Source organism: Streptomyces sp. CNH189, from assembly GCF_000527195.1.
This window is the reverse complement of record NZ_AZUS01000019.1, coordinates 104,672-129,490: the sequence shown is the minus strand read 5'-3', so window position 1 is coordinate 129,490 and position 24,819 is coordinate 104,672. Positions and strand designations below refer to the sequence as shown.

Genomic DNA, 24,819 nt, shown 5'->3' with positions numbered 1-24,819 from the left:
GCGGCGGAACGGGTTCCGGCCGGGCGGCCGGTGCGTGAACACCGGCCGCCGGCGCGGCCGTTCTCGTGGTGCGGGAAGGTCACGGGCGGCGGTGTGCGGCTCCCACCGGTCCGCCTCGTGCTCGGTCGCCGGGGCCCGCCCTGTCGGCGCAGGGAGGGAAGAGCGGGCCCCGGCGCGAGGAGTCACGGCGGGGTACGGCCCGCCGTGCGCCTCACGCGGTCCGGCAGGCGGTGCCGTTCAGCCGGAACGCGTCGGGCTGTGCGAAGGTGCCGCTGTAGCTGCCCTGGAAGCCGAAGCTCTGGCTGCTGCCGGCGGCGATCCGGTTGTTGCCGGCCGGTGCGGTCGCCGTGACGGCGCCCGAGGAGGGGGAGACGGACGCGTTCCAGGCGTTCACGACGCTCTGTCCCGAGGGCAGCGTGAAGCCGAGCTGCCAGCCGTCCACGGGAGCCGAACCGTTGTTGGTGACGGTGACGTTCGCGGTGAACCCGCCCGGCCAGACGTTCGTCGCGTACGACACCGTGCAGGCGGCCGGGGTGCCCGGCTCGCCGGGACCGTTCGGGTCGCCCGAGCCGCCGGTGTTGACGCTGGAGGAGAAGGAGTTCACTGCCAGGCCGGCGCCGTTCTGCCAGGGCTCGAAACCGGCCTGGATGCTCGTAAGGTTCCAGTCGTCGCCCGCCAGTCCGCGGGCGACGGTCGCCCGGACGAAGTCCATCACGTCGAAGCTCCAGCTGCTGATCGCGGACGGCGCGACGAACGACAGCACGTCGTTGGTGCCGTTGCCGCCGGACCAGACCTGCCAGGTGCGCCCGGCCACGGTGGCCGTGCCGACCTGCGAGCCGATCGGCTGGATGGGGCCCACCTTGTTGAGCCAGATCATGATCTCGGTCCGGTTCACCCCGTCGGTACGGGGCGTCGGGTCCAGCCAGATGTCGTACGAGGCGTTGTACACGGCGTTGTCGACGTAGCCGTACGAGATGCTGGAGGGGGCGCTGGAGATGCCGCTGACGCGCGCGGGGAGGGCGGTTCCCGGCGAACAGTTGGTGTAGTGGCAGCCGTTGAACACCGACGGGTACGACTTCGGCGCGCCGTTCGTCGGCACCGAGCCGTCGGCCTGGGCGAGGCGGAAGCCGTTGTCCGTGGCGGTGACGCACTGCGTGGCGCCGGTGCCCCAGCGGTTGTTCTGTACGACGTAGCGGCCCTGGATGACCGTCGATCCGAACTCCTCGCAGACCGTGGTGTCCGCCTGGGCCGGCGCGGTCGCGGTCAGCAGTGCCGCGAGCGCGGCGAGAGCGGTGAGCAGCGCGGCCGACACGGCGCGCAGCGTGCGGGGTTGGTGCCGTAACCGTGGCATGTGGGGGACCTCTCCGGGAAAGGTGTGCGGGTTACCGGCGGGAGCGCTCCCGCCTCCCCATTGATGGGAGCGCTCCCAATGGTGTTCCGGGAGGGGACTGTAGAAGGCGCCCATGTCCCTGACAACCCTGCGCGCAACACCCCGTCGAATGTCTTTCGAAAGCGCAGGTCAGAGCGTTGATCAACTAGGGCTCGGGAGGACCGGGAGCGCTCCCGAAACATTCGACGGAGGGCGTACCGGCCGGCCCCGGGTCGCGTCGTTCCCCCGAACCTTGCCCGGCCGGGGCCTACCGCGGCCCGGCCCGGCTCGCCCCCCGGTCCGCCGGGGACGCGGCCGGCGGAGCGTGGGGAGGCACGGACCGGGCGTCGAGAGCGACTTGGGCAACCGGCACCGTGCATGAGCGGGTGCCTCGCCCGGAACGGTCCCGCACCGGTCCGCCGTTTCACCGGCCGGCAGCCCCCGAAGCCGATGTCGCAGTCGCAGTCCTAGTCGCAGCCGTAGTCGCAGCCCAGCCCGGCTGGCCGGCCGATGCCGACGTCCGCAGTGCCACGGACCGAGGCCGGCACTCAGGCGGAGCCGCGCAGTACCAGTTCCGTGCGGAGGATGACGTGGCGCCAGGCCACCGCCGGTTCCTCCATCTCCTCCAGGAGCAGCCGCACCATGGTGCGCCCGATCTCCTCCAGCGGCTGGCGCACCGTCGTCAGCCGCGGATCGGTGTGCTGCGCGAGCGGGAAGTCGTCGAAGCCGATCACCGCGACGTCGTCCGGCACCCGCCGCCCCGCCGCGCGCAGCGCGCCCAGCGCGCCCGCCGCCATGGTGTCGGACGCGGCGAACACCCCGTCGATCTCCGGCGCCCGCTCGATGAGTTCGGCCATCGCGCGGTACCCGCTGTCCCCGGTGAAGTCACCCTCGGCGGTCCAGGACGCCTTCCCCTCGACGCCCGCCCGCTCCAGCGCCTCCCGGTACCCGCGCAGCCGGCACTGGGCCACGTACATGTCGGACGGCCCGGTGATGGTGGCGACCGCACGGCGGCCGGTGTCCAGAAGGTGGGTCACGGCGCTGCGGGCCCCGCCGACGTTGTCCGCGTCGACGTAGGTGACGCCCTCGTCGCTGGAGCGCCGTCCCAGCAGGACGGTGGGCAGGCCGACTTCGGCCAGCATGTCGGGCAGCGCGTCCTCGGCGTGCACGGACATCAGCATCACGCCGTCGACCCGGCCGCCGCGCGCGTACTCCACGAGGCGCTGCCGCTCGGCGTCCGTGCGCACCAGGGTGAGCAGCAGCTGCACCTCGGTCTCGGCCAGCGCGTCCCCGACGGACCGTACGATCTCCGAGAAGAAGGGTTCACCGAACTGCCGCCAGTCCGGCTCCGTCATGACCAGCGCGACCGCGTCGGCACGCCGGCCGGCCAGCGTACGGGCCGCCAGGTTGGGGACGTAGCCCAGTTCCGCGATGGCGCGCTGCACGGCGCGCCGTGTCGTGTCCTTCACGCCCGCCGCGTTGTTGATGACGCGGGAGACGGTGCCCCGCCCCACACCGGCGAGCGCGGCCACCTCCTCGAGCGTCGGTGTCCCCGGACGCCGCCTGAGCATGCCCACCCCCACGAGATCACCTGATCCTACGGCCCCAGTCATGCCCGTATCGACCGTTCCCGCAACCCGCATGCGGCGCCGGCTGTTCGCATTCCGCACAGGCCGTCCCGGCGGACGTGACCGGACCCTGGACAGCGGCCCCGCTCCGTGCTGTCATCCCGACTGGGCCTTACAACGTTATACACACGCTCCGCACACCGACGGCGGGCCACCGCCCGTCCGCCCCGTCCTCCCACCCCCACCCCCCACCGACCCAGGACGTCGAACAGGAGCCCACGCATGCCCGTCACCAGACGCACCCTCCTAGGAGCCGGAGCCCTGGGGCTCGGCGCCGCCGCACTCGGCGGCCCCCTCACCCCCACCGCCGCAGCCGCCTCCCCCCGGTCGTCCGCCTTCCCGCCACCCGCCGCGGCTCCGCTCCCGGACGCCTTCCGCAGACTGCCCGCCGGCAGTGTCACCCCACGCGGCTGGCTGGCCGGACAACTGCGGCTCCAGCTCGACGGACTGTGCGGCCGGTACGAGGAGATCTCCCACTTCCTCGACTTCGACACCACCGGCTGGGTGCACCCCGAGCGCCCCGGCTGGGAGGAACTCCCTTACTGGCTGCGCGGCTACGTGCCGCTCGCCGTGGCCACCGGTGACCGGACCGCACTGGCCCGCGCACGCCGGTGGATCGACGCGGTCCTCGCCACACAGCAGCCCGACGGCTTCTTCGGGCCGCGCGCCCTGCGCACCTCGCTGGGCGGCGGCCCGGACTTCTGGCCTTTCCTGCCGTTGCTCCAAGCCCTGCGAACGCACGAGGAGTTCACGGGCGACGAACGCGTCCTGCCCTTCCTGCTGCGCTTCCTGCGGTACATGAACGCCCAGGGGCCTGGCGCCTTCGACACCAGCTGGATCTCCTACCGCTGGGGCGACGGACTGGACATCGCCGTCTGGCTGTACCGCCGCACCGGGGAGCCCTTCCTGCTGGACCTGGCCGCGAAGATGCACACCCTGGGCGCGGACTGGACGGGCGCGACGCCCTCACGGCACAACGTCAACATCGCCCAGGGCTTCCGCGAACCGGCCCAGTACGCCCAGGTGACGGGCTCGGCCGAACTCACCCGCGCCACCTACCGCGCCTACGACACCGTCATGGCGGAGTACGGGAGGTTCCCGGGCGGCGGCATGGCGGGCGACGAGAACTACCGGCCAGGCTTCACTGACCCCCGGCAGGGCTTCGAGACCTGCGGCGTCGTCGAGTTCATGGCCTCCCACGAACTGCTCACCCGCATCACCGGGGACCCCGTGTGGGCGGACCGCTGCGAGGACCTGGCGTTCAACATGCTCCCCGCGTCCCTCGACCCGCAGGGCAGGGCGATCCACTACATCACCAGCGCCAACGGTGTGGATCTGGACGACAGGACGAAGACGCAGGGCCAGTTCCAGAACGGCTTCGCCATGCAGGCCTTCCACGCCGGTGTCGACCAGTACCGCTGCTGCCCCCACAACTACGGCATGGGCTGGCCGTACTTCACCGAGGAACTGTGGCTGACCGGCGACGACGGCGGCCTGACCGCCGCGATGTACGCGCCGTGCACGGTCCGCGCGAGGGTCGCGGGTGGCACCACCGTCACCGTCACCGAGGACACCGGCTACCCCTTCACCGACACCGTCCGGCTCACCGTGTCCACCCCGCGCCCGGTCCGCTTCCCGCTCCGCCTGCGCGTGCCCGGCTGGTGCTCCGCGCCCGAACTACGGGTCGCCGGACGGCCGGTGACCGCGCCCGGCGGACCGGGCTGGGCGCACGTGACCCGCACCTGGCACGACGGCGACGTGGTCACGCTCCGCCTGCCGCAACGCACCGAGGTGCGCCGGCTGCCGGATCAGCACGGCGCCGTGGGCGTCCAGCACGGACCACTCACCTACTCCCTCAAGATCGGTGAGCGGTACGACCGTTACGCGGGCGACGACACCTTCCCCGCCTACGAGGTGCACGCCACCTCATCCTGGAACTACGGCCTGACTCCCACCCCCCGGCCGGAGGTGACCCGGACCGCCGGGACCGTCCCCGACAACCCCTTCACGCACGCCACCACCCCCGTCCGCATCACCGCCGACGCACGGCGCATCGCGGAGTGGACCGCCGACGACGAGCACGTCGTCTCCCCCCTCCAGGACGGCCCCGCCCGCAGCGAGGCACCGGTGGAGCGGGTCACGCTGATCCCGATGGGCGCGGCACGGCTGCGGATCACGGCCTTCCCCACGGCGTCCCCGGACGGGCGGCCCTGGACGCCCGAGCCGCCGTTCCGCCGCATCGAGAACCGGCACAGCGGCAAGGTCCTCGCCGTGGACGGCATGTCGACCGAGAACAGCGCCCGCGTGGTGCAGTTCGCCGACACCCGCACCGGCGACCACGCCTGGCAGCTGATCGACCGGGGCGAGGGCTGGTACCTGATCCGCAACGGTCACAGCGGCAAGGTGCTGGGTGTCGACGGGATGTCCACCGCGGACAGCGCGCGGGTCGTGCAGTACGAGGACAACGGGACCGCCGACCACCTGTGGACGCTGCTGGACGACGGGGACGGCTGGTACCGCATCCGCAACCGGCACAGCGGCAAGGTGCTGGGTGTCGACGGGATGTCCACCGCCGACAGCGCGCAGGTCGTCCAGTTCACCGACAACGGCACGGCCGATCACCTGTGGCGCTTCCGGTGAGTTGCTGAAGTCCGGCCGAGGCGGTCGGCGCGGCCGGACCGGCGGGCGTGGGTCGTTCTGCGGGAGCGCCGGGGCGCCGGGCGCCGGGGTGTCCGGGAGGAATCAGGAACGGCCCGGCGCCACGCCGCCCCGCGCCCGCCCGGCACCCGCACGCAGCCCGCCCCCGCGCGCCGCCCGTGCCCGGAGCACCAGGTCCGCCGCCGCTTCCTCCCACCCGGGCCGGGTGAACGCGAAGCCGGCCTCCCGCAGCCGTCCGGGGACCACCCGGCGGCTCTTGAGCAGCAGTTCGGTGTCCGAGCGCAGCGCGAGCGCCCCCAGCTCGGCCATCCAGCGGGTGGCGGGCAGGCCCACCGGAACGCCCCAGGCGGCCCGCAGCACCCGCATGAACTCGCGCTGGGGGAGCGGGCCGGGAGCCGCGAGGTTCACCGGCCCCTCCAGGTCCTCCCGTGCGACGAGGAACTCCACCGCCCGCACGAAGTCCTCGTCGTGGATCCACGACACGTACTGCGCACCGCCCGCGACCGGACCGCCCAGCCCCAGCCGGGCCAGCCGCAGCAACATGTCGAACACCCCGCCCCGGTCCGGGCTCATCACCATCGCCGCACGCAGAGCCACCTTCCGCGTCGCGGGCGTCCGCGCCTCGGCCTGCGTCCGCTCCCAGTTCCTGGCGATCTCGACGCTGTACGCCCAGTAGTCCGGAACGCCGTTCTCCGATCCGCCGACGAGCCCGGTGGCCTCGTCGTTCGCCGCGTCGAAGCGGTGTGCGTAGACGGTCGCGGTGCTCATCTGCAGCCACACCCGCGGCGGCCGGCGGGCCGCCGCGATCGCCTCGCCCACCACGCGCGTCGAAGTGACGCGGGAGTCCATCATGGCGCGCAGGTTCTCCGGGGTGTACCGGCAGGACACACTGCGGCCCGCGAGATTGACGACGACGTCCGAGCCGTCGATCTCCTCGGCCCACGGGCCGAGCGTCGCGCCGTCCCAGCCCACGTCCCGCGGGCGCTCCGGGCGCCTGGTCAGGACGACCACCTCGTGCCCGGCCGCGCTCAACGCACGGTCCAGGACCGTGCCCACCTGTCCGGTGCCCCCGGGCAGAACGATCTTCATGGGAACCTCCGGCCTCTCGCTTGCCCGCACTCTATCCCGGTTTTTTGAACGCGTTCAACAGTGGGGTGCCGAGTGGCTCGGAGGGGCCTTCGAGGCCGGTGTGCGCGGTGAGGGCGGTGCGTGAAGGGTGGTGCGTGAGGTCTGTGCGGTCAGGCCGCCTGCGTGGCGATCTGGATCAGGTTGCCGCAGGTGTCGTCGAAGACGGCGGTGGTGACGGGGCCCATGCTCAGCGGCTCCTGGGTGAAACGGACCCCGAGCCCGCGCAGGCGCTCGTACTCCGCCCGCACGTCGTCCACGGCGAACACGGCCAGCGGGATGCCGTCCTCGACCAGGGCGTCGCGGTACGGCTTGACCGCGGGGTGTCCGGCAGGTTCGAGGAGGAGTTCGGTGCCGTCCGGGTCCTGGGGTGAGACGACGGTGAGCCACCGGTCCTTCTCGCCCAGTGGGACGTCGTGCTTCTTCACGAAGCCGAGGATGTCGGTGTAGAAGCGCTCGGCCTTCGCCTGGTCGTCGACGAAGACGCTGGTCAGGTGGATCTTCACGAGGGGTCCTCCGGTGCCTGGGTGGTGGGGCCGAGCCAGCGCTCGGTGATCTGCCGCAGTGGCGTGACGTCGAGGTCGTGGAACTTGTAGCGGCCCTCGCGCCGGGTCCTGACGAGGCCGGCGGCCTCCAGGACGGCGAGGTGCTGGGACACGGCCTGGCGTGAGATGCCGAGCCCGTGCTTCATGCTCAGGCGCCCGCAGATCTCGAACAGGGTCTGCCCGGACTTCTCCGTGAGCTCGTCGAGGATCGTACGGCGGGTGCCGTCCGCCAGGGCTTTGAAGAGGTCGTCGTCGGCCACACCCCCACTATAGGCAAGTGTTCACTTGCCTATCAATGCGAACGTCACCCCCGATGCCGACGGGAAAGGGCCCCGCACCACGGTGAGGGTGGTGCGGAGCCCTGGGCCCGGCGGCGGACGGCGGCGGTGTCGGGCCCGCGCGACGACGCGTGCGGCTACTCCCGGCCCGAGGACGCGGGACCCCGGCGGACGAGTGACGACAGGGACAGCGCACCCGGCCCGAAGAAGACCAGCAGCAGGAAACCCCAGCAGAACAGCGCCGGCGACAGGCCGCCGTTCTGCAGGGGGAACAGGCCGTCCGGCTGGTGCTCGGTGAAGTAGGCGAAGGCCATGGCACCCGAGCTGAGGAAGGCGGCACCACGGGTGAGGATCCCGAGCAGGACGAGGACGCCGCAGACCAGTTCGATCACCCCCGCGTACCAGAACGGCCAGTCGCCGGCGGGCGTGGCCTTCCGGTCCAGCACGCCGAAGAGGGTGGCCGCGCCCTCACTGGTGAACAGCAGCCCGATGACGATGCGGAACAGACCCAGGACCAGGGACTGATGGCGGTCGAGCCGGTCGGTGATGCCCATGGTGGCGAAACTCCTTGCAGTGGCCGGTGCGCGAGGGAAGGGAAGGGGCCGGCCCGGAGGCCGTCCGCCCTCCATCAACGTGCGCGCCGGTCACGCCGTTCAGCCGTTTCCGCCCACGTAGGACACGGGTTGGCAACAGTCGCGTGGGCGACGGGTGCCAGACTCGACCACCATGAGCGACAGGACTTCCGGACAGGAACGGCCCGCAGGCCGGAGTACGGCACCCGTCACCACGACGACGGGGCGGACGCGGCTCGTGGCGGCCGCGGCGGCGCTGGTGACCGTCGGCGCGGGGCTGGGCCTGAGGGCGGTGGCGACGGGGGACGTGGCCAAGTACGGCGGCGACGCGCTGTACACGCTGCTGATCCTCATCCTCGTCGTCCTGCTGGCCCCGCGCACGACCCCGGCGCGGGCCGCGGGAATCGCGCTGGCGGTGAGCTGGGCGGTGGAACTGCTCCAGCTCACCGGCCTGCCCGCGGACCTGTCCGCCCGCAGCACCGCGGCGCGCCTGGTCCTCGGTTCCACGTTCAACGCACCGGACCTGTTCTGGTACGCGATCGGCGCGGCCGCCGGCTGGCTCGCCGCGCACGCACTGGCCGGCCGTCGGCGAACCAGGTGGGTCGCGCGGTCACATGTCGCCGGCGACCTCGGTGAGCGGGGCGACACCGTTGCCTGACGGCGTGTTTCAGGCCCGTCGGCCGTCCCGCAGCCGGAGGTGTCCGCCCGGGAAGCGGGTGCGGAAGCCGCGGTCGTGGGACACGGCCACCACCGCGCCCGGGTAGGCCGCGAGCGCCGCCTCCAGGTCCTCGACGAGGTCGAGCGCCACATGGTTGGTCGGCTCGTCGAGCACCAGCAGGTCGGCCGGCCGGGTCACCAGCCGGGCGATCTGCAGCCGCCGTTGCTGTCCCGCCGACAGCGCCGCGACCGGCACGCACAGGTCCTCCTCGCGGAACAGCCCCAGCGACAGCAGCGTTTCGCGGTGTTCCTCGGGCGCGCCTGGCCGCCGCGCGGCGAAAGCGGCGAGCAGCGGGAGCCGGCCGGAGCGGACGGGCAGCTCCTGGGGCAGGTAGCCGATGCCGTCCGGGCGGCGCACCACTCCCGCGTCCGGCTCCAGATCGCCCGCCAGGACCCGCAGCAGCGTCGACTTCCCGGCCCCGTTCTCACCCGTGACCAGCAGCCGCTGCCCGGCCCCGACGGACAACAACCCGTCCAGCCACAGCCGTTCACCGACGCATACCTCTTCCAGCTCCGCGAGCACCGTGTCGGAGGGAGGCCGCTCACCCGCCGTGGCCGGAGCGGCCGTGAACCGCAGCGGTTCGGGCGGCGCGGGCACCGGCGTACGCCGCAGCCGGGCCAGCCGCTCGCGCACCGCCCGCACCTGCCCGCCCAGCTTGGCCTCGTGCGAGCGGCGGTGCTTGCCGAAACCCTGCCGTGGGTCCCCGCCCGTGCCGGCCAGCCGACGCCCCGCGGTCTCCAGCAACTCCTCGGCGTGGGCCACCTCTTCCCGCCACTCCGCGTGCTCCTGCCCGGCGCGGCGGCGCGCGGCCGCCTTCGCCGCCCGGTAGCCGGCCCAGCCGTCGCCGTACCGGCGCACCGTGCGGGTGTCCCGGTCGACCTCCAGGATCGTCGTGGCGACCCGCTCGATGAACGGCCGGTCGTGGGTGACGGCCACGACGGTGCCGCGGTGTGTTCGCAGACGCTCCTCCAGCCAGTGCACCGCGGTCGCGTCGAGGTGGTTCGTCGGCTCGTCCAGCAGCAGCAGTTCCGGATCCGCGGCCAGCACGCAGGCGAGCGCCAGCCGGGACTGCTCGCCGCCGGAGAGCGAGCCGAGCAGCCGGTCACGGGTGACGCCGGCCAGCCCCAGCCCGTGCATCGCGGCGTCCACCCGGGAGTCCGCCCGGTACCCGTCGCGCTGCTCGAATGCGGTCAACAGGTCGCCGTAGGCGGCGAGGTCGGCATCCGATGCCTCGCCGAGACGCTCCTCCGCCGCGCGCAGACGGAGCTCCAGGGCGCGCAACGGGGCGAGGGCCCGGTCGACCGCTTCCCGCACGGTGCGGCCCGGGTCGAGCTCGGCGGTCTGGGTGAGGTGGCCGGTGCCGCCGGGGAAGCGGACGGTGATCTCCCCGTCGTCCGGTTCCTCGGCCCCGGCGAGGAGCCGCAGCAGGGTGGACTTCCCGGCGCCGTTCTCCCCGATGACGGCCGCCCGCTCGCCGGGGCGGACGGTGAAGGAGATCTGGTCGAGGACGGTGCGTGGGCCGTAGGACTTGGTGACGTCCTTGGCGGACAGCTGCGCCGCGCGGGCGGGTGCGACGGTGTGGGCGCGTTCGCGCATGAGACTTTCCCTGAGGTGAGACGTGTCGGTGGGCGGGAAGGGCGGCGTCGGCCGCGCCCGGACTCAGAGAAAGAAGAAGTGGCGCATGCCTCCCACTCTAACAAGACGAGTCGTCTCGTCTCTAGCTGTTTCCGTCGGCCCTGCGCCGACGGTGCGCCGCCGCTTTGGCGTTGTTGCCGCAGCGCCGCATCGAGCACCACTGGCGGGACCGGCCCGCGGCCGGATCGAGGTAGAGCATCCGGCACGTCTCCGACGCGCACATGCCCAGCCGCTTCCTGCGGGACGCGTCGGACACCAGCCCGATCAGGTCCCGGGCGACCACCGACAGCAGGGCGTCCTCGGTGAGCAGCAGGCTGTCCGGCGCCGGACACACCCCCTCCGGCCCCCACTCCAGCCGCGCGACCGGTGGCACGAGGGCGGCCAGCTCGTTGACCAGGGCGATCGACGCGGGGGAGGGGCGGTGCCCGTCCAGCACCGACGAGGCGATGTCGAACGCCGCGTCCCGCAGGGCGTGCAGCGAACGCAGCAGCGCTTCCCCCGTACACCCGGGGGCCGGGGCCAGTCCCACCCCGTGGCACCACGCGGCCAGCCGCTCGACGTCCCCCATCCGCTCCACCGGACCGGCGGGCCTGCGTCCCACGGTCGCCACGAGATTCAGCGACAGCGTTCCGGCGTCGAACCGGAGCTCCCGCACCCGGGCGGTGACTCTCGTACGCGGTGCTTGCGGCACGGCTCCCATGACGGAATAGTAACCTCTGAAACGGTTATCAAGGGAGACGGGTGGCCATGCGTATCGCGGTTGTCGGAGCGGGTGGGGTCGGGGGCTACTTCGGGGCGCGACTGGCCGCCGCGGGACACGAGGTGACCTTCGTGGCCAGGGGGCGTCATCTGGAGGCCGTGCGCGGCTCCGGGCTGCTGGTCCGCAGCCCTCTGGGGGACGTCCGTACCTCGCCGGGCTCCGTGGTGGGGGCGGCGACGGAGCTGGACTCCGCGGACCTGGTCGTCGTCGCCGTGAAGCTCTGGGACACCGAGGACGTCGCCCGTCAGCTGGCCGCGTCGAAGCTGGCCGGCACTCCGGTGCTGTCGCTGCAGAACGGCGTGCACAAGGACGCCGTCCTCGGCCGCCACCTGCCGCCGGAGTCCCTGCTCGGCGGCGCCTGCTTCATCTCCGCCTTCATCGAGGAACCGGGGGTCGTCCGGCACAACGGCTCCCTGCAGCGCATGGTCTTCGGCGCCCGCCGGCCCGGACAGGACTCCGTCGCACGCCAGTTGCTCGAAGCCTGCGTCGACGCGGGCATCGACGCCGAGCTCAGCGCCGACGTCGACCGTGTGATCTGGGAGAAGTTCGTCTTCCTCGTCGGCCTGTCCGCCACCACCACGGCCGTGCGGCAGCCCCTCGGTGTCGTCCGCTCCGACGAGCGGTCGCGCGTGCTGCTGCGGGAGGTCATGGAGGAGGTCGTGGCCGTCGCACGGGCGTCGGGGGTGGCGCTCGCCGACGACTTCGTCGAGCGGCAGCTCGCCTTCTGCGACACCCTCCCCGCGGACATGACGTCCTCCATGCACAACGACCTCGAACACGGCCACCGACTCGAACTGCCGTGGCTCAGCGGGGGAGTGGCCGACCTCGCCGCCGACCTCGGCGTCCCGGCACCCCGCAACCGCACGGTCACCGACGTGCTGTCCCCGTACGTCCTCGGCAAGCCGTCCGACGCGTGACCGCCCGTCGGTCCGTGGTGGGATCGCAGGCAGGCCGTCCGCCGCTCATCCGGCCGCCGCGCGGTTGCGGCGGACGGACGACCAGAAGGCCGCGCCGATGAGGGTGACACCGATCAGCCCGGTCACGATGTCGTTGATCTCGTACCGGATGCTGACCAGCAGGACCAGGGCCAGCGCGCCGATCGCGTAGTGCGCGCCGTGCTCCAGGTACACGTAGTCGTCCAGCGTGCCCTGCCGCACCAGATATACGGTGAGCGACCGGACGTACATGGCGCCGATGCCCAGGCCGAGCGCCATCAGCACGATGTCGTTGGTGACGGCGAAGGCGCCGATGACGCCGTCGAAGGAGAAGGACGCGTCCAGCACTTCGAGGTAGAGGAACGTGAAGAAGGCCGCCCGGCCCGCCAGGGCGACCACCGGACGGCCCCCGCCTCCGTCGCCCGCCTGAGCCGCGTCCTCGTCACCCTCCTCCTTGGCCAGCCGGCCCTCGAAGAAGCCCGACAGCCCGTGCACGACCAGATAGGTGATCAGTCCCGCGACACCTGAGATCAGCACCGTCTGCGCCTTGTCGGCGTGGCTGCCGCCGTGCTGATGGGCATGGGTCGCGAAGGTCATGGACGTCACCAGCAGCACGACCAGGGCCACGCAGACCGACAGCAGGTCGACCCTGCTGAGCTTCGCCAGGGGCCTCTCCACCGGGCCGAGCCACTTGATCTCCCGGTCCTCCAGGATGAAGTCGAGGAAGATCATGAGCAGGAACACGCCGCCGAACGCCGCGATCGACGGGTGCGCGTCGGTGACCAGTTCCTGATAGCGGTCCTTGTCGGTGAGCGCCAGATGGACCGCCCGGTGCGGCGCCAGCCGCGCGCTCACCGACACGATGAGCACGGGGAACAGCAGCCGCATGCCGAAGACGGCGATCAGGATGCCGATCGTGAGGAAGATCCGCTGCCAGAAGGCGTTGAGCTTGCGGAGGATGCCCGCGTTGATCACCGCGTTGTCGAAGGACAACGAGATCTCCAGCACGGCGAGGATGGCGACGATCCCGAGCGCCGCCCAGCCGTCGTACAGCACCCCGCCCGCCAGGCCGACAGCCGTCACGGCGAAGGCCCAGCGGAATGTCCTCAGCAGCACGCGGCACGCTCCCTTCTCCCCCGCCACACCACGGACGACGGATTCGGCTCCAGTGCCCCCTTCGCGGACGTCCGTAACGCGGACACCCCGGACTTCCGCCGATCACCGGCACATCGTCACCCCCACCAGGGCCCCGCACGTTCAGCCGGCGTCGGCGGACCCGGCGTACGACGTCCGGACGGCACGCAGGGTCCGCCGCGGCCGGGCGGGGGATCCGGCGCACGCCAAGATCCGCCCGGGGACACATCAGGGAGGCCAGGGGAGTACACCCCGGGCCTCCCTCGAAAGACGCCGTGCGGGTCAGCGCCCCCTGCGGCGCGCCAGTCGGCGGAACGCGCGGGCGCTGCCCGTGGGCGTGGGCAGACGGCCCGCCACCGCGTCGTCCAGCAGGGAACCGACCGTCTCGGTGGCACACACCCGGTTGGCGCCGATCCCGCCCGAGGCGCCCCGCTTGACCCAGCCGACGACGTACGTGCCCGGTCTGCCGGTCACCCTGCCCCGCTCGTTCGGCACGGTCCCGGAGGCCTCGTCGAACGGCAGCCCCGCGAGGGGCACCCCGCGGTGACCGACCGCCCGCAGGGCCAGGCCGGCCGGTATCTCCGCCTCACCGCTGTCGCCGGAGACACGCACGGCGCGGACCGCCTCGTCCCCGCACACCTCCGCGGGCGCGGAGAGGAAACGGAAGACGATGCGCCGCCGGCCGTCCGGGTTCGGGGACAGGGACCAGTCGACGGCCTCCCGCGGCATGCCCTCCAGCACCGCGGCCTTGTCGTGCGGTGCCGCCGCGTCGATCGCCGCGTCGACACGCGGATCGTGGTCGTCGACCAGCAGCTCCACGCCGGGCAGGTGCTTCAGGGCACGCAACTCGCTGCGGGTGTACGCCGCGTGCTCCGGACCGCGCCGCCCGAGCACCACCACCTCGCGCACCTTGCTGCGGCGCAGCTCGGCCAGTGCGTGGGGAGCGATCGCGGTCCCGGCGAGGGACCGCGGGTCGGACACCAGCAGCCGTGCGGCGTCGAGTGCCACGTTGCCGTTGCCGACCACGACGACCCGTGCCGCCGACAGCGTGAACGCGTCCGGGGCAAGGTCGGGGTGCCCGTTGCACCAGGCGACGAACTCGGTCGCGGACACACTGCCCGGCAGGTCCTCACCAGGAACTCCGAGCCGCCGGGCCTCCGTCGCGCCGACGGCGTAGATCACCGCGTCGTGGTGGGCGGCGAGTTCGTCCGCCGAGACGTCGGTGCCCACCTCCAGACCCAGGCACAGGCGGACCCGGGGATGCGTGTGGAAGCGGGCGAAGCTCTCGCCGACCTTCTTGGTGGCCGGGTGGTCCGGCGCCACCCCGTACCGCACCAGTCCGCCCGCCACCGGCAGCCGGTCGACCAGCGTGACCTCGGCGCGCGTGTGCAGCAGCAGGTCCCTCGCCGCGTACATCCCGGCCGGGCCGGTGCCGACGACCGCGACCCGCAGCGGCCCGAAGTCCGGCGGCAGCACCCGGTCGAACGACGGCGCCCCCCAGTCGTGGAAGACCGGACCCCGGCCGGTCCCCTCCTCCTCGGGGACGGGGCGGGCGTCCTCGCCCTCGAAGTACGCCGCGTTGATCCGCGCGTACTCCCGCTGCCCGCCGGTCAGCCGCTCGACGGGGTGGATGGCGTCCACCGGGCAGGCGTCCGCACAGGCACCGCAGTCGATGCAGGTCCTGGGGTCGATGTGCAGCATCTCCGTGCTGCCGAAGGCGCGTTCCTCCGGCGTGGGACGGATGCAGTTGACCGGGCAGACCGACACACAGGTGGCGTCGTTGCAGCAGGTCTGGGTGATCGCGAAGGCCATGGTCGTCCGCTCCGCTGAGGGCCCGGTGGGGGCAGGCTGTACGTGGTCAGATGAGGTGGGCGCGCCGGTAGAAGAACAGCGCGGGCCGGGTGAGCAGTCCGACGGAGGAGAGGAACTCCATCAGGCCCGAACAGCTCGCCCGGACCATGGACTTGTGGTGTTCGTTGGCCTGGGCCTCGCGCAGCGCGCGCTTCTCGTCCAGGCCGGCGTTCGCGTACACCTCGCGGTTCACCATGCTGGTGACGATGACGTACGCGGAGATCGCGATCATCACCGCGTGGATCCGGCGCCGCACGCGCCCGGCCCGGGCGAGGTGCTTGCGGGTCTCCTCGCGGGCGAACATCATGTGCCGCGATTCCTCGACGACATGGATGTTGTTGATGGTGCGCACGAACGGCACGACCCGCTCGTCGCGCATCCAGTCGCGCTGCATGACGTCGAGGACCTCCTCGGCGACCAGGATGGCCGCGTAGGCGGCCTCGCCGAAGGCGGTGGTCTTGAAGAGCCGCCCGAGCTCCACGGCGATCCTGCGCGGGCGGTAGGCCGGCGCGCCGAGCTTCTTGGCGCCGCGGGCGAACATGATCGAGTGCCGGCACTCGTCGGCTATCTCGGTGAGCGCCCACTGGAAGGTGTCGTCCGTGGGGTCCTTGGAGTAGATGTCCCGCAGGATCATCTGCTGCAGGATCATCTCGAACCATATGCCGGTGCAGGCGACGGACGCCGCCTCCTGCCGGGTCAGCTCCTTGCGCTGCGCGTCGGACATCTCGTCCCAGTACGCGGTGCCGTAGAGCGTGCTCCACTCCGGGCTGGCCCCGTGGAAGTCCTTGTCCAGCGGGGTGTCCCAGTCGACCTCGGTGAGCGGGTCGTAGGAGAGCTGCGCGGACGAGTCGAGCAGCCGACGGGCCACGTCGTCGTCCGCGGGCTGATCCGGGTGCTGTGCCCGGGAGGTGGTGAGAGCCATGCCGGGGCCTCCTCGAGTCGAGTCCGTACGCCATTACCACGGGTAACCCGCCCGCTTGCTGACGAACTGTATAGCAACACGCCCCGGGTTCCCAGCCCTCGGGGGCGCCCGCGAGACACGGCACACGGCACCGGCACGGGCTCCCGTCGGTATGGGCGGGGAGCGCGCGTGCGGTGCGCACGGATTCATTAGGACATGTCGCTCGGCCAGGGCTGCCTACGGGGCGACCTGGGCGGGCTCGCGCGGCCCGGTGAAGGCGCTGTGCCGGCGGAAGGGGCGGGCCTTGCTGACCGCCTGGAGGAGATTGGCCAGGGCGAGAGCCGTCCACAGCGCCGAAAGGGCCACCACCAGCGGCAGGAGCCGCGAGATCTGCGGCCGCAGACCCACGTCCTGGGTGAACAGAGGGACGACCTGTGAGCCGAGGACGACGACCGCCACGGCGAGGAACCCCACCACGGACAGGGCGATCCCCGTCCCCGCCCGGACACTGCGCCGGACACTCCTGCGGTCGTGCTCCGTCGCGTACCCCGAGACCAGGGGGACGGTGGCCTGGCCCACCGCGACGGCGGCCGTGAAGATCAGGTTGACCAGGGAGATCCCGACGCTGTGCACCGCGGCGCTGTCCGTCCCGACCCTGGCCGCCGCGAAGGTCAGGACACCCATGACGGCGGACTTGACGAGCACCGTGCCGGCCGGCGGAATGCCGACGGCGCACAAGGCCCGGATCTGCCGCACGTCGGGCCGGCCCGGACGCGACGCGAGCCCTTCGAGCTCCGGGCAGCGGCGGACGGCCAACTGGCTGGCGCAGGCGCTGATCACAGGGAGCGCCGTCGCCGCCACCCCCGCCCACGTCCCGCGGACGGCCGGGCCGCTTCCTTCCTTGCTCACCGGTCGCAGGCCACGCCCGTCACAGCCCGGCGACCTTGCTGCTCGCCGAGATCTCGTAGACCAGGGTGACCGTACGTCGGCCGCCCGGTGGGAGCGGGACGTCCCAGCGGGCGATGCCGTCCGGGTCCACCGCGGCCGGCACGGGGGAGCAGGCGTCCTCGCGCAGCCGCACCTCGACCGCCGAGACCTCCGACACCGGGATCCGTTCCCGGACGGCGACCACCCTGTCGTCCCGTTCGTCCGGGGCGGAGAAGCGGGACAGGTGCAGACGGACGGTCCGGGTGAGCACGGTGCGCTGGGTGAGGCCCGTGGTGTCGCGGGTCTCCTCCGTCTCCCGTACGACACGGTGGTCGTCGCGGCTGCCGAAGGCCAGCTCCACGGGCGCCCCGGGGGCGGTGAAGTCCAGCGTGCCGCGCCCCACGAAGCCGCTGCCCCGGATCAGGTCCACCGGGCCGGCCAGCAGCGCGTGCCCGGACCGGTTGTCGCACCGCACCACCTGGGTGACCAGCGGGGACAGCTCCGGCGCGCAGGCGTACTCACTGCGCGCGGTGGTGGTGAAGGAAGACACCGGCACGCGGTGCGCGCGGCCGTCGGCGGGCACCGAGACCGGGGCGGGCGCGTGCAGGACGCGTACCTCCCCGCCGTCGTCCACGCCTGGCAGCCCCCGCACGGGGACCGGCCCGAGCTCCGCGACCTCCTCCTCCCGCAGGTCCACCCGGACCGTGCGGCGCTCCTCGGCGGTGCGGTCCTGCAGGGTCAGCCGGTCCTCACCGAGGCGTGGCGGTTCCGTGGCCGCGGAGGAGCGGGCCGTGGACAGGGTCAGCCGTACGCCGGACCAGTCCTCGCCCGTGCGCTGCCAGACGATCGCCTCCGTGGCCAGGGTGAGGTCGTCCCCGTCGAGCACGGCCCGGTACGCGGGCCGCCACAGTGCGCACGGCGTGAGATGACTCAACCGCAGTCCGGCCCGGCCCGCGGCGGACGACTCGACGGTCAGCTCGACATGGCCGACCAGCTCGGCGGGCTCCGTCTCGGCCAGGGCGAGCGCCTGCTCCGCCTCTGCCATCTCGCCGGACACGGCCGTCAGCCGCGCCTCCGCCTCGCGCAGTTCCTCGGCCCGCGTCTCCCGTTCCTGGTCGACCCGGTCCAGTTCCCGTGACCAGCGGTCGCGTTCGGTCTCGCCGAAGCCCGCGCCCTCACCGATCTCCCGCAGCAGATCCGCGGCGAGCCGGCCGAGCGCGTCCCCGCGCGCCCGCAGCCGGTCGCGCCGCTGCTCCAGCTTCAGCCGCTCCTCCTTCAGGGCGGCGGCACGCCGGCGCAGCGGGGAGTCGCCGTCGGCGGGCCCCGGACCGCGCGGCGTCCACGCGCGCACGATCCGCGTGTCGAGGACCGTCACCGGGAAGTCGGCCGTCAGCTCCGCGTGCGAGGTCCGGTCGACGGCCAGGGCGCTGACGGGTCCGAGCCGCAACCGCTGTGTACCGGCGCGCAGTTCGAGCGTCGCCGTGCGCTCCACGTGCGCACGGTCCTCCGTGCAGGTGACGGCGGTGACGGGAAGGGGGATGGGGGCGAGCGGCTCCGATGACGTGGACATCTGTGTCAGCTCCTGCGGTTGCCGCCGGTCAGGGCCTTGCCGGCCGGGATCCTGATCTCATGGCCGCCGTCGAGGACGGCCGTACCGCCGGGCGGCAGGTCGACCCGCCAGATCCGGGTGCCCGGGGCGTGCCGTTCCGGGCCGGCGGTGTCCTCGGGCACCGTCCAGTCGGCCCGTTCCTCGATCCGTACGTCCGCCTCCGAGGTGACCGGCACGCGCTCGCGCACCTCCACGCGGACGGGCACCGGGAGCCGGTTGGCCAGCTCCACGTGGACGCGGTGGTCCAGCACGGTGACGTTGTTGCGCAGGCCCGCGGTCGACTCGGTGAGATGCGTCCGGCGGGTGACGCCGATGGCCTCGGCCGGCCCCAGCCCCAGCCGGCGCAGACCGCCCGGAGCGAGGGTCGGCAGCGCGGCGGTCAGCTGGTACTCCCCGTCGACGCTCACCTCGACCGGGCCGGCCAGCAGCGCCTGGTCCGTCGCGTTGGACAGCACCAGCGTCGCGTACACGGTCTGCTCCACCGCCGGCACACACACGTACTCGGTGTGCAGGCCGACCGGGATCTCGCCGACGGTGACGGTGTGCCAGGTGCCGTCCGAGGGGATGTCTGCGGGGGCCGCCGCGTCGTAGCGGTGGTCGAACGAACCCGCGGACTCGCGGGGCCGGACGGCGTGGCCGGGCAGCGGCAGCGCGGCCGGCTTCTCGGCGCGGCGGCGGTACTCGGCGGTCACCGGGTCGAAGCCCGGGCCGGGGAAGAGCCGGCCCCGGCGGTCCACCGGTTCGTCCGGACCGCTCAACACGAGAGCCGTGTAGTCGAGTTCGGCGTCGTCCGGCTGGGGCGGGCCCGGTACGGGCGGGGGCGGGGGAGCGGCCGGGGCCGCACCGGCGGCCGGCGGTGCGGGCGCCTTGGGCGCCGCTGCCGCGCGGGCGGCGGAGGGCCCCGCGCCGGGACGCGCCCGCCCACGCGGCCGGTTCGGGGCGGCGGACTGGGCGTAATCGGCGAAGCCCAGGGGAGCGGCGCCGTACGCGGCGCCGGGGGCGGGCAGCGCGGAGGGCGCCGGAGGCGGCGGGGGAGGCGGGGAAGGCGCGTCGTACGCGGCACCCACCGCCATGGCGCCCGTCGGGAGTTCGGTCCGCGGTCCGGGACCCGCCGTGTCGTACCCGGAGAACAAGTCGGTGAGCCCCGCCGGTGGTTCACGCCAGCCGGACGGCGCGGGGGCGGGCTGGCTGCGTCCGATGCGGACCGACCGCAGCCGGGGCAGGTCGGTACGGCGGCGCAGGTCGGCCGTGGCGAAGGCGACGCGCACGCCGGTCCAGTCCTCGCCGCTGCGCTGGGCGACCGAGGCGCGCAGCACCAGCCGCCCGCCGTCCTCGCCCTGACGGTGGGCCAGACGGTACGTCGGCACCCACACGGCGCCGGGAACGCCGTACTCGATCTCCACCTCCACCTCGGACTCGCCCTGCTCCTCGCCGGCGCCGGCCAGCGTCAGTACGGCGCGGTACGAGGAGGCGACCCCTGACCGCGGGGCGTCGGTGCCGGCCCGGTCCAGCCGGTCGTGGGCGACGTCGACCTCGTGGCCGGCGCGCCGCAGTTCCTCCTCCAGCTCGCGAAGCGTCGCGTGCAGACCGGTCAGGCGCTCGTCGACGAAGTCGGCCAGCTCCAGCCAGGCGTCCACCGGGGTGCGGCGGTGCGGATCGTCCCGCTTGCGGCCGGGCGGGACCGGGCGCAGGCCGGCGACCTCCTCGATCCGCTTCAACTGCCGGTCACGACGGGCCTCCACGGCCTTGTACGCGTCCACCAGCCGGTCGACCTCACGCCGGGCCTCGTCGACCGCGTCCGCGTCGACGACCTCCGCCTCGGCCTCCGCCCGCGCCTCGGTGACCCGGACGCCCGGCGCGGAGAGGACGCGGGCGCGCACCGAGTGGGGGTCCAGCGAGCGCGGCAGTCCCGTCACCCGGACCCGGCCGTCCGCCGGGACGGTGCCACGGGCGACGCGGCGGCAGAGCGCGCCCTGCGCGTAGACCACCACAGATTCCAGTGCCGACGCCCATGTCGGTGCCGTGCCAGCCGTCATGTCTTCCCCCGAGCAGCCGTGTCCGTGCCGAGGGCAGCCTACGCCGTGACGGTCCGCACCGGATCACCAGACAAGACACCAGTAGGTGCCGTGGTGGCCGATGCCGATCCGGCTCTCCCACGGCACCAGCGCCGGGTCGGGCCGGCCCACGGCGGACATCGTGCAGGCCGGGTCGCCGACCGTCCCAGCGGCGGCCATGCGCTGCGCGGCGGCCGTCGCCGCGGGGGAGGTGTACCACCTGGTGGTCACTTGCGCGTGCGTACCGGACGGCTCGGGCTTCGGCGTCGCGGGCGGCTTGGGCTCGGGTGTGGCGGTGGATGTCTTGGGGGGCTTCGGCGGCGTGGACGTGGAGGTGGCTGTGGACGCGGGTGCCTTGGTCGGCTCGGCGGTGGGCGCGGTGGGCGCGGTGGTGCGGGTCGGCGCGGGCGGCGCGGTTGTCGGGGTCGGCTTCGGTTCCGGCGTCCGGGCGGTGGCGGAGGGCGGCAGGTGCGGCCCGGGAGAGGCGGCCGGCGGAAGCGCCGGGGCGGGCGGCTTGGGCACGCGCGTCCGCGACCCGGGTGGCGGGGGGATGCGCGGTCCCGGCTGCGTCGCCCCCGGGGGCACCGCCGGTGCGGTGCGGGGGACCTGCGGGGTGCCCGCGTCGGCCCCGCCGGTCGCTGCGGGCGGCTGCGGCGCCGGAACCTGACCGGACGGCGCGGCCTCGGACGGGGGCCGCTCCTCCTGAGGTGCCGGTGGCCGGCTGCCCGCGCCGCCGTCCGGAACGGCCGGCCCGGTCCCCGTGCCCTGGTCCGGGGCGCCCGGCGACGCGGTCCGCCCCTGACCCGGCGGCACCGGCCCCGGCGGCACCGGCCCCGGCGGCACCGGCCCCGGCGTCGAACCGCGGCTCGGTTCGGCCGGCCGGCCGGGGCGGGACGCAGTCGGCACGGGCGCCCTGGTGCCCGTGGGCGTCGGTTCCGCCGTGCCCGACGGAGAGGTCTCGGACGTCAGCGTCGGCAGCGGGCCCAGGGTCGGCAGGGTCAGATCGTGCGAGGCGGACGGCGTGGGACTGGGCGTGCCGTCGTCCTGCGCCACCCACGCCCACACACCGGCGCCGCCCAGGAGCAGCACAGCGGCACCGCCGGCGATCCACGGGGCGCGCCGGGGCGGGCGTCGGTGACGGTTCATGGACCCACTGTGCTACGCGCCCCGACAGGCCGCCTGTCGCATCGTCCGCCTGCTGTGCCACCTGTCCGGTCAGTGCGCTCGTCCGGGTGACGGACCCCGTTCCCCGGTCGCCGCCCAGGGCCCCACCCGGCAGGGTGCGCCGCCCGCGCCCTTACCTCTCAGGTCATCGACCCGGCCCCCGTCCAAGTGCCACGATCACCGCGTACCCGACCGACGCACCCCGCGCGTCACCCGCACCGACGCACCGTGGAGGACACCATGCCCGCCTACGCCATCGCCCACCTGCGCCCGGCCGCCCCGCACCCCGACATCGCGGAGTACATCGAGCGCATCCCCGCCACGTTCGAGCCGTTCGGAGGCCGCTTCCTGGTGCACGTCACCCAGCACGAGGTGAAGGAGGGCACCTGGCCCGGGAGCCTGGTGGTGATCGGCTTCCCGGGCATCGACCAGGCACGGCAGTGGTGGGACTCGCCCGCCTACCGGGAGATAGCGCCGCTGCGCTCCCGGCACATCGAGGGCGACATCGTCCTCGTCGACGGCGTCCCCGACGGCTACGACCCCACCGCCACCGCGGACGCCATGCGGAGGGAACTCGCCGCCGCCGACTGATCTCCGCCCGCACTCACCGGTTACCGCCGGAGCCGAGCCCGGCGGCGGCGGGATCCCGCCGCCTGGGCAGGTCCTGCACGTCCGGTTACCGTGGGAATGACCCCTTTGTCCGGGGCCCTTCCCCGGAGCACCTGGGAGTGGGAGAGAGACCATGAGTAATCAGTTCGAGGTCGTCGTGGACATCGACCGGCCCATAGAGGACGTCTTCGGCTATCTCGCCGACGGCCGGCACGACCCCGAGTTCAGCCCGCGCGTCCTGACGATCGAGAAGAGCCCGGACGGCGACACCCATGTGGGCACCGTGTTCCACAGCACCGTCAAGGACGCCGGAATGCGTTCCCAACGGGATTTCGAAATCAGCGAGTTGACCGCGCCCACTCGGTTGCGCTGGCATGAGGTGTCGCACAACTCCATCACCGCGAAGGAGGGCGGGTACGACCTCGAGCCCACGGCGGACGGCGGGACCCGGCTGCGCCTGTTCAACGTGCTCGAAGGACACGGCGTGGGAAAGCTGCTGCTCCCGCTGGCGGCCGGTGCGTCCCGCAAGGACGCCCCCGCCTTCGGCCGCCGTATCAAGGAAGCCGTCGAATCCTCCACCTGACCGACTGGCCCACCGTGACCCGCCGGGGAGTCATGTGTCCGGCGGATCTCGGACCGGGGTCAGGAGCCGTCCGAGACCAGCACCCAGACGGCCATCATCAGCAGGAACGTGAACACCGCCAGGGCCGGGAGCCCGAGGATCGCGGTGACCACACCCCAGCGGGTCCGGCCCTGCGGCGCCTCCGCTCCGTCCGGCCCCGCCATGTCGCCCTGTGTCGCAGCCACGAACTCACCTCTCGCATAAGGGAATGAGAGGCAGGCTAGACCAAGCGGGGCCCGCCCGGAGGGCGGACGCCTCCTACTCCGACCGGCGTAAGGAGCCGTCGGCCGGCATGCCGACACACCCTTCGGTGACGTAACAGTGGGCGTATGACATCGAGACGAAACGCCTCTCAGGTCACCGGGCGCCGTGCGCGCGGATTCCGCGCGGGGGCCGCCGTGATGGTTCTGGCCGCCGCGACCGCCCTCGGCACGGCCTCGGAGGCGGCCGCCTCCGTGGCGGGCCGCTCCGGACCGGACTGGGACGCCATCGCCCGGTGCGAGTCGGGCGGCAACTGGAAGGCCAACACGGGCAACGGCCACTACGGCGGTCTGCAGTTCTCGCAGTCCAGCTGGGTCGCGGCCGGCGGGCTCAAGTATGCCTCGCGCGCGGACCTGGCCACCCGCAAGGAACAGATCGCCGTGGCCGAACGTCTCGCCGAGCTGCAGGGGATGTCGGCCTGGACGTGCGCGTACGCGGGACGCTAGGCGTCCCCTCCCGAGGTGGAGCGCCGTCGTCCCTCGCCCGACACCCGACGCCGTGACCGGCCGCGAAACACCCTCGCCGGACGCCGGCGTCCCGGTGCGGGTGCCGGCCGCCCGGCGAGGTGGCGTTCCGCGGTCGAGGTGGCGTTCGTGCGGGTGAGGTGGTTCAGCCGACCGGCAGGCCCGGCCCCGTCAGTGCCTTGGCGTTCTGAGCGGCCGTCAGCCTGCGGACGAACAGCACGGCCAGCACGGCTGCGCCGATGTCGAGGAGCGATCCGGTGATCAGCCACCCCGTGGCGTCATGGACCGCCTGGGGGCTCCCGGCGTCGTCGTACCGCTGGCTCGCCAGACGGTCGAACAGTTTCGACGCGATCCACACCCCCCACCAGGAGTTGAGCAGGCTCTGATGGCGCACCGTGCCGCTGTAGGGGTTGGGCTCGCCGGCCCGCAGCACGTCGAGGGCGATGCCGCGCGGGATCCACAGGTTGGCGAACGGGATGAACCAGCCGCCGATCGCCCAGCCCGCCGACCGGCGCTGCGTGTCGGGAGCGAACACCTCCGCGTTCTGGCGCACCCGGTGGAACCAGATGATGAACACCGTGGCCGTCGCCAGCATTGCCAGCAGGTAGAACATGCTGGTGCCGGCCATCGCGGTATCGGCCCGGTCGACGGCCGTCAGGTCGACGTCCCCGGCGCCGGAGGTGATCCGGTCCATCTGTGACCGCATGAAGAACGCCGCCGCCATGTTCAGCACGTCGGCGAGTATCACCACGCCGAGCAGCGCGGTCACGGCGTGCGAGAGACCCACGGGCGAGCGCAGGAACGGACCGGACACAGGCATCGGCGCCATGGGCATGGGTGGATGAGCCATGGAGGACCCCCCTGAAAAGGTGATGGAAATGTGGCGCACCCTCCCCAGGACGCCACGCGACGATCACAAACGAGTGATCAGCTTCCGAACCTTATCCCCACACCCGTGCCGCGTGTCCATGACTATTCCCGCAGGTCCCGTCCCCGGTGC

Annotated in this window: 23 protein-coding genes; 6 read left to right on the top strand and 17 right to left on the bottom strand. The window is 73.2% G+C overall.

What is annotated here, in order from left to right:
* Positions 1–211: 211 nt before the first annotated feature.
* Complete coding sequence (locus B100_RS0124640; protein WP_024887080.1) at positions 212–1,351, bottom strand: glycoside hydrolase family 12 protein; 1,140 nt, start codon at positions 1,349–1,351, stop codon at positions 212–214.
* A gap of 566 nt (positions 1,352–1,917) precedes the next feature.
* A complete protein-coding gene (locus tag B100_RS0124635) occupies positions 1,918–2,940 on the bottom strand; it encodes a LacI family DNA-binding transcriptional regulator (protein ID WP_024887079.1) in 1,023 nt (340 codons plus the stop codon).
* 279 nt (positions 2,941–3,219) lie between these two features.
* On the opposite strand from B100_RS0124635, the gene B100_RS0124630 reads away from it, so the two are divergent.
* On the top strand, positions 3,220–5,637 hold the full coding sequence (locus B100_RS0124630) for an RICIN domain-containing protein (RefSeq protein WP_024887078.1): 2,418 nt from the start codon (positions 3,220–3,222) through the stop codon (positions 5,635–5,637).
* 102 nt (positions 5,638–5,739) lie between these two features.
* On the opposite strand, the gene B100_RS0124625 is transcribed toward B100_RS0124630, so the two are convergent.
* The 4 genes from B100_RS0124625 to B100_RS0124610 all read right to left on the bottom strand — a co-directional run bounded on the left by B100_RS0124625 (position 5,740) and on the right by B100_RS0124610 (position 8,157).
* A complete protein-coding gene (locus B100_RS0124625; protein ID WP_024887077.1) occupies positions 5,740–6,744 on the bottom strand; it encodes a TIGR01777 family oxidoreductase in 1,005 nt (334 codons plus the stop codon).
* A gap of 149 nt (positions 6,745–6,893) precedes the next feature.
* A complete protein-coding gene (locus B100_RS0124620; RefSeq protein ID WP_024887076.1) occupies positions 6,894–7,286 on the bottom strand; it encodes a VOC family protein in 393 nt (130 codons plus the stop codon).
* Entirely contained in the window at positions 7,283–7,585 is a 303-nt protein-coding gene (locus B100_RS0124615) for a metalloregulator ArsR/SmtB family transcription factor (RefSeq protein WP_024887075.1), read from the bottom strand. The genes B100_RS0124620 and B100_RS0124615 overlap by 4 nt, the downstream gene beginning before the upstream one ends.
* A 155-nt stretch (positions 7,586–7,740) precedes the next feature.
* Positions 7,741–8,157 carry a DoxX family protein gene (locus B100_RS0124610; protein ID WP_037723403.1) on the bottom strand — a complete coding sequence of 139 codons (417 nt, stop codon included), beginning with the start codon at positions 8,155–8,157 and terminating at the stop codon, positions 7,741–7,743.
* A 172-nt stretch (positions 8,158–8,329) separates the two neighbouring features.
* Between B100_RS0124610 and B100_RS37715 the strand changes: the two genes are divergently transcribed.
* Positions 8,330–8,833, top strand: a complete 504-nt coding sequence (locus B100_RS37715; protein WP_486585698.1) for a ribosomal maturation YjgA family protein — start codon at positions 8,330–8,332, stop codon at positions 8,831–8,833.
* A gap of 9 nt (positions 8,834–8,842) precedes the next feature.
* Here the strand turns inward: B100_RS37715 and abc-f are convergent, their stop codons facing one another.
* Together abc-f and B100_RS0124595 are read right to left on the bottom strand one after the other, a co-directional pair.
* Positions 8,843–10,489: a ribosomal protection-like ABC-F family protein gene (abc-f, locus tag B100_RS0124600; RefSeq protein WP_024887072.1), complete on the bottom strand. Its 1,647-nt coding sequence runs from the start codon at positions 10,487–10,489 to the stop codon at positions 8,843–8,845.
* 121 nt (positions 10,490–10,610) lie between these two features.
* The gene (locus tag B100_RS0124595; RefSeq protein ID WP_024887071.1) at positions 10,611–11,228 is read right to left on the bottom strand and encodes a CGNR zinc finger domain-containing protein; all 618 of its coding nucleotides are present in this window, start codon (positions 11,226–11,228) and stop codon (positions 10,611–10,613) included.
* A gap of 47 nt (positions 11,229–11,275) precedes the next feature.
* Between B100_RS0124595 and B100_RS0124590 the strand changes: the two genes are divergently transcribed.
* Positions 11,276–12,205, top strand: a complete 930-nt coding sequence (locus tag B100_RS0124590) for a 2-dehydropantoate 2-reductase (protein ID WP_024887070.1) — start codon at positions 11,276–11,278, stop codon at positions 12,203–12,205.
* A gap of 45 nt (positions 12,206–12,250) precedes the next feature.
* On the opposite strand, the gene B100_RS0124585 is transcribed toward B100_RS0124590, so the two are convergent.
* The 7 genes from B100_RS0124585 to B100_RS37020 all read right to left on the bottom strand — a co-directional run bounded on the left by B100_RS0124585 (position 12,251) and on the right by B100_RS37020 (position 20,930).
* Positions 12,251–13,339: a DUF475 domain-containing protein gene (locus B100_RS0124585; protein ID WP_024887069.1), complete on the bottom strand. Its 1,089-nt coding sequence runs from the start codon at positions 13,337–13,339 to the stop codon at positions 12,251–12,253.
* 300 nt (positions 13,340–13,639) lie between these two features.
* Complete coding sequence (locus tag B100_RS0124580; RefSeq protein ID WP_024887068.1) at positions 13,640–15,169, bottom strand: FAD-dependent oxidoreductase; 1,530 nt, start codon at positions 15,167–15,169, stop codon at positions 13,640–13,642.
* Between the two features lie 46 nt (positions 15,170–15,215).
* Entirely contained in the window at positions 15,216–16,130 is a 915-nt protein-coding gene (locus tag B100_RS0124575) for an AurF N-oxygenase family protein (protein ID WP_024887067.1), read from the bottom strand.
* A gap of 216 nt (positions 16,131–16,346) precedes the next feature.
* Positions 16,347–17,018 carry an MATE family efflux transporter gene (locus B100_RS0124570; RefSeq protein WP_024887066.1) on the bottom strand — a complete coding sequence of 224 codons (672 nt, stop codon included), beginning with the start codon at positions 17,016–17,018 and terminating at the stop codon, positions 16,347–16,349.
* A 19-nt stretch (positions 17,019–17,037) separates the two neighbouring features.
* On the bottom strand, positions 17,038–18,606 hold the full coding sequence (locus B100_RS0124565) for a mucoidy inhibitor MuiA family protein (protein ID WP_024887065.1): 1,569 nt from the start codon (positions 18,604–18,606) through the stop codon (positions 17,038–17,040).
* A 5-nt stretch (positions 18,607–18,611) separates the two neighbouring features.
* Positions 18,612–20,681: a DUF4139 domain-containing protein gene (locus tag B100_RS0124560; protein ID WP_051490052.1), complete on the bottom strand. Its 2,070-nt coding sequence runs from the start codon at positions 20,679–20,681 to the stop codon at positions 18,612–18,614.
* A 63-nt stretch (positions 20,682–20,744) separates the two neighbouring features.
* On the bottom strand, positions 20,745–20,930 hold the full coding sequence (locus B100_RS37020; RefSeq protein ID WP_158686750.1) for a hypothetical protein: 186 nt from the start codon (positions 20,928–20,930) through the stop codon (positions 20,745–20,747).
* A 1,173-nt stretch (positions 20,931–22,103) separates the two neighbouring features.
* Between B100_RS37020 and B100_RS0124550 the strand changes: the two genes are divergently transcribed.
* Together B100_RS0124550 and B100_RS0124545 are read left to right on the top strand one after the other, a co-directional pair.
* Positions 22,104–22,454 (top strand): DUF1330 domain-containing protein, encoded by a 351-nt coding sequence (locus B100_RS0124550; RefSeq protein WP_024887062.1) that lies wholly within the window; start codon positions 22,104–22,106, stop codon positions 22,452–22,454.
* 151 nt (positions 22,455–22,605) lie between these two features.
* Positions 22,606–23,055, top strand: a complete 450-nt coding sequence (locus tag B100_RS0124545; protein WP_024887061.1) for an SRPBCC family protein — start codon at positions 22,606–22,608, stop codon at positions 23,053–23,055.
* A gap of 59 nt (positions 23,056–23,114) precedes the next feature.
* Here B100_RS0124545 and B100_RS37015 read toward each other — a convergent pair whose 3' ends face one another.
* Complete coding sequence (locus tag B100_RS37015; RefSeq protein WP_158686749.1) at positions 23,115–23,279, bottom strand: hypothetical protein; 165 nt, start codon at positions 23,277–23,279, stop codon at positions 23,115–23,117.
* 144 nt (positions 23,280–23,423) lie between these two features.
* On the opposite strand from B100_RS37015, the gene B100_RS0124535 reads away from it, so the two are divergent.
* Complete coding sequence (locus tag B100_RS0124535; RefSeq protein WP_024887060.1) at positions 23,424–23,801, top strand: transglycosylase family protein; 378 nt, start codon at positions 23,424–23,426, stop codon at positions 23,799–23,801.
* 163 nt (positions 23,802–23,964) lie between these two features.
* Here the strand turns inward: B100_RS0124535 and B100_RS0124530 are convergent, their stop codons facing one another.
* On the bottom strand, positions 23,965–24,669 hold the full coding sequence (locus tag B100_RS0124530; protein WP_106967081.1) for a DUF4328 domain-containing protein: 705 nt from the start codon (positions 24,667–24,669) through the stop codon (positions 23,965–23,967).
* Positions 24,670–24,819: the final 150 nt, after the last annotated feature.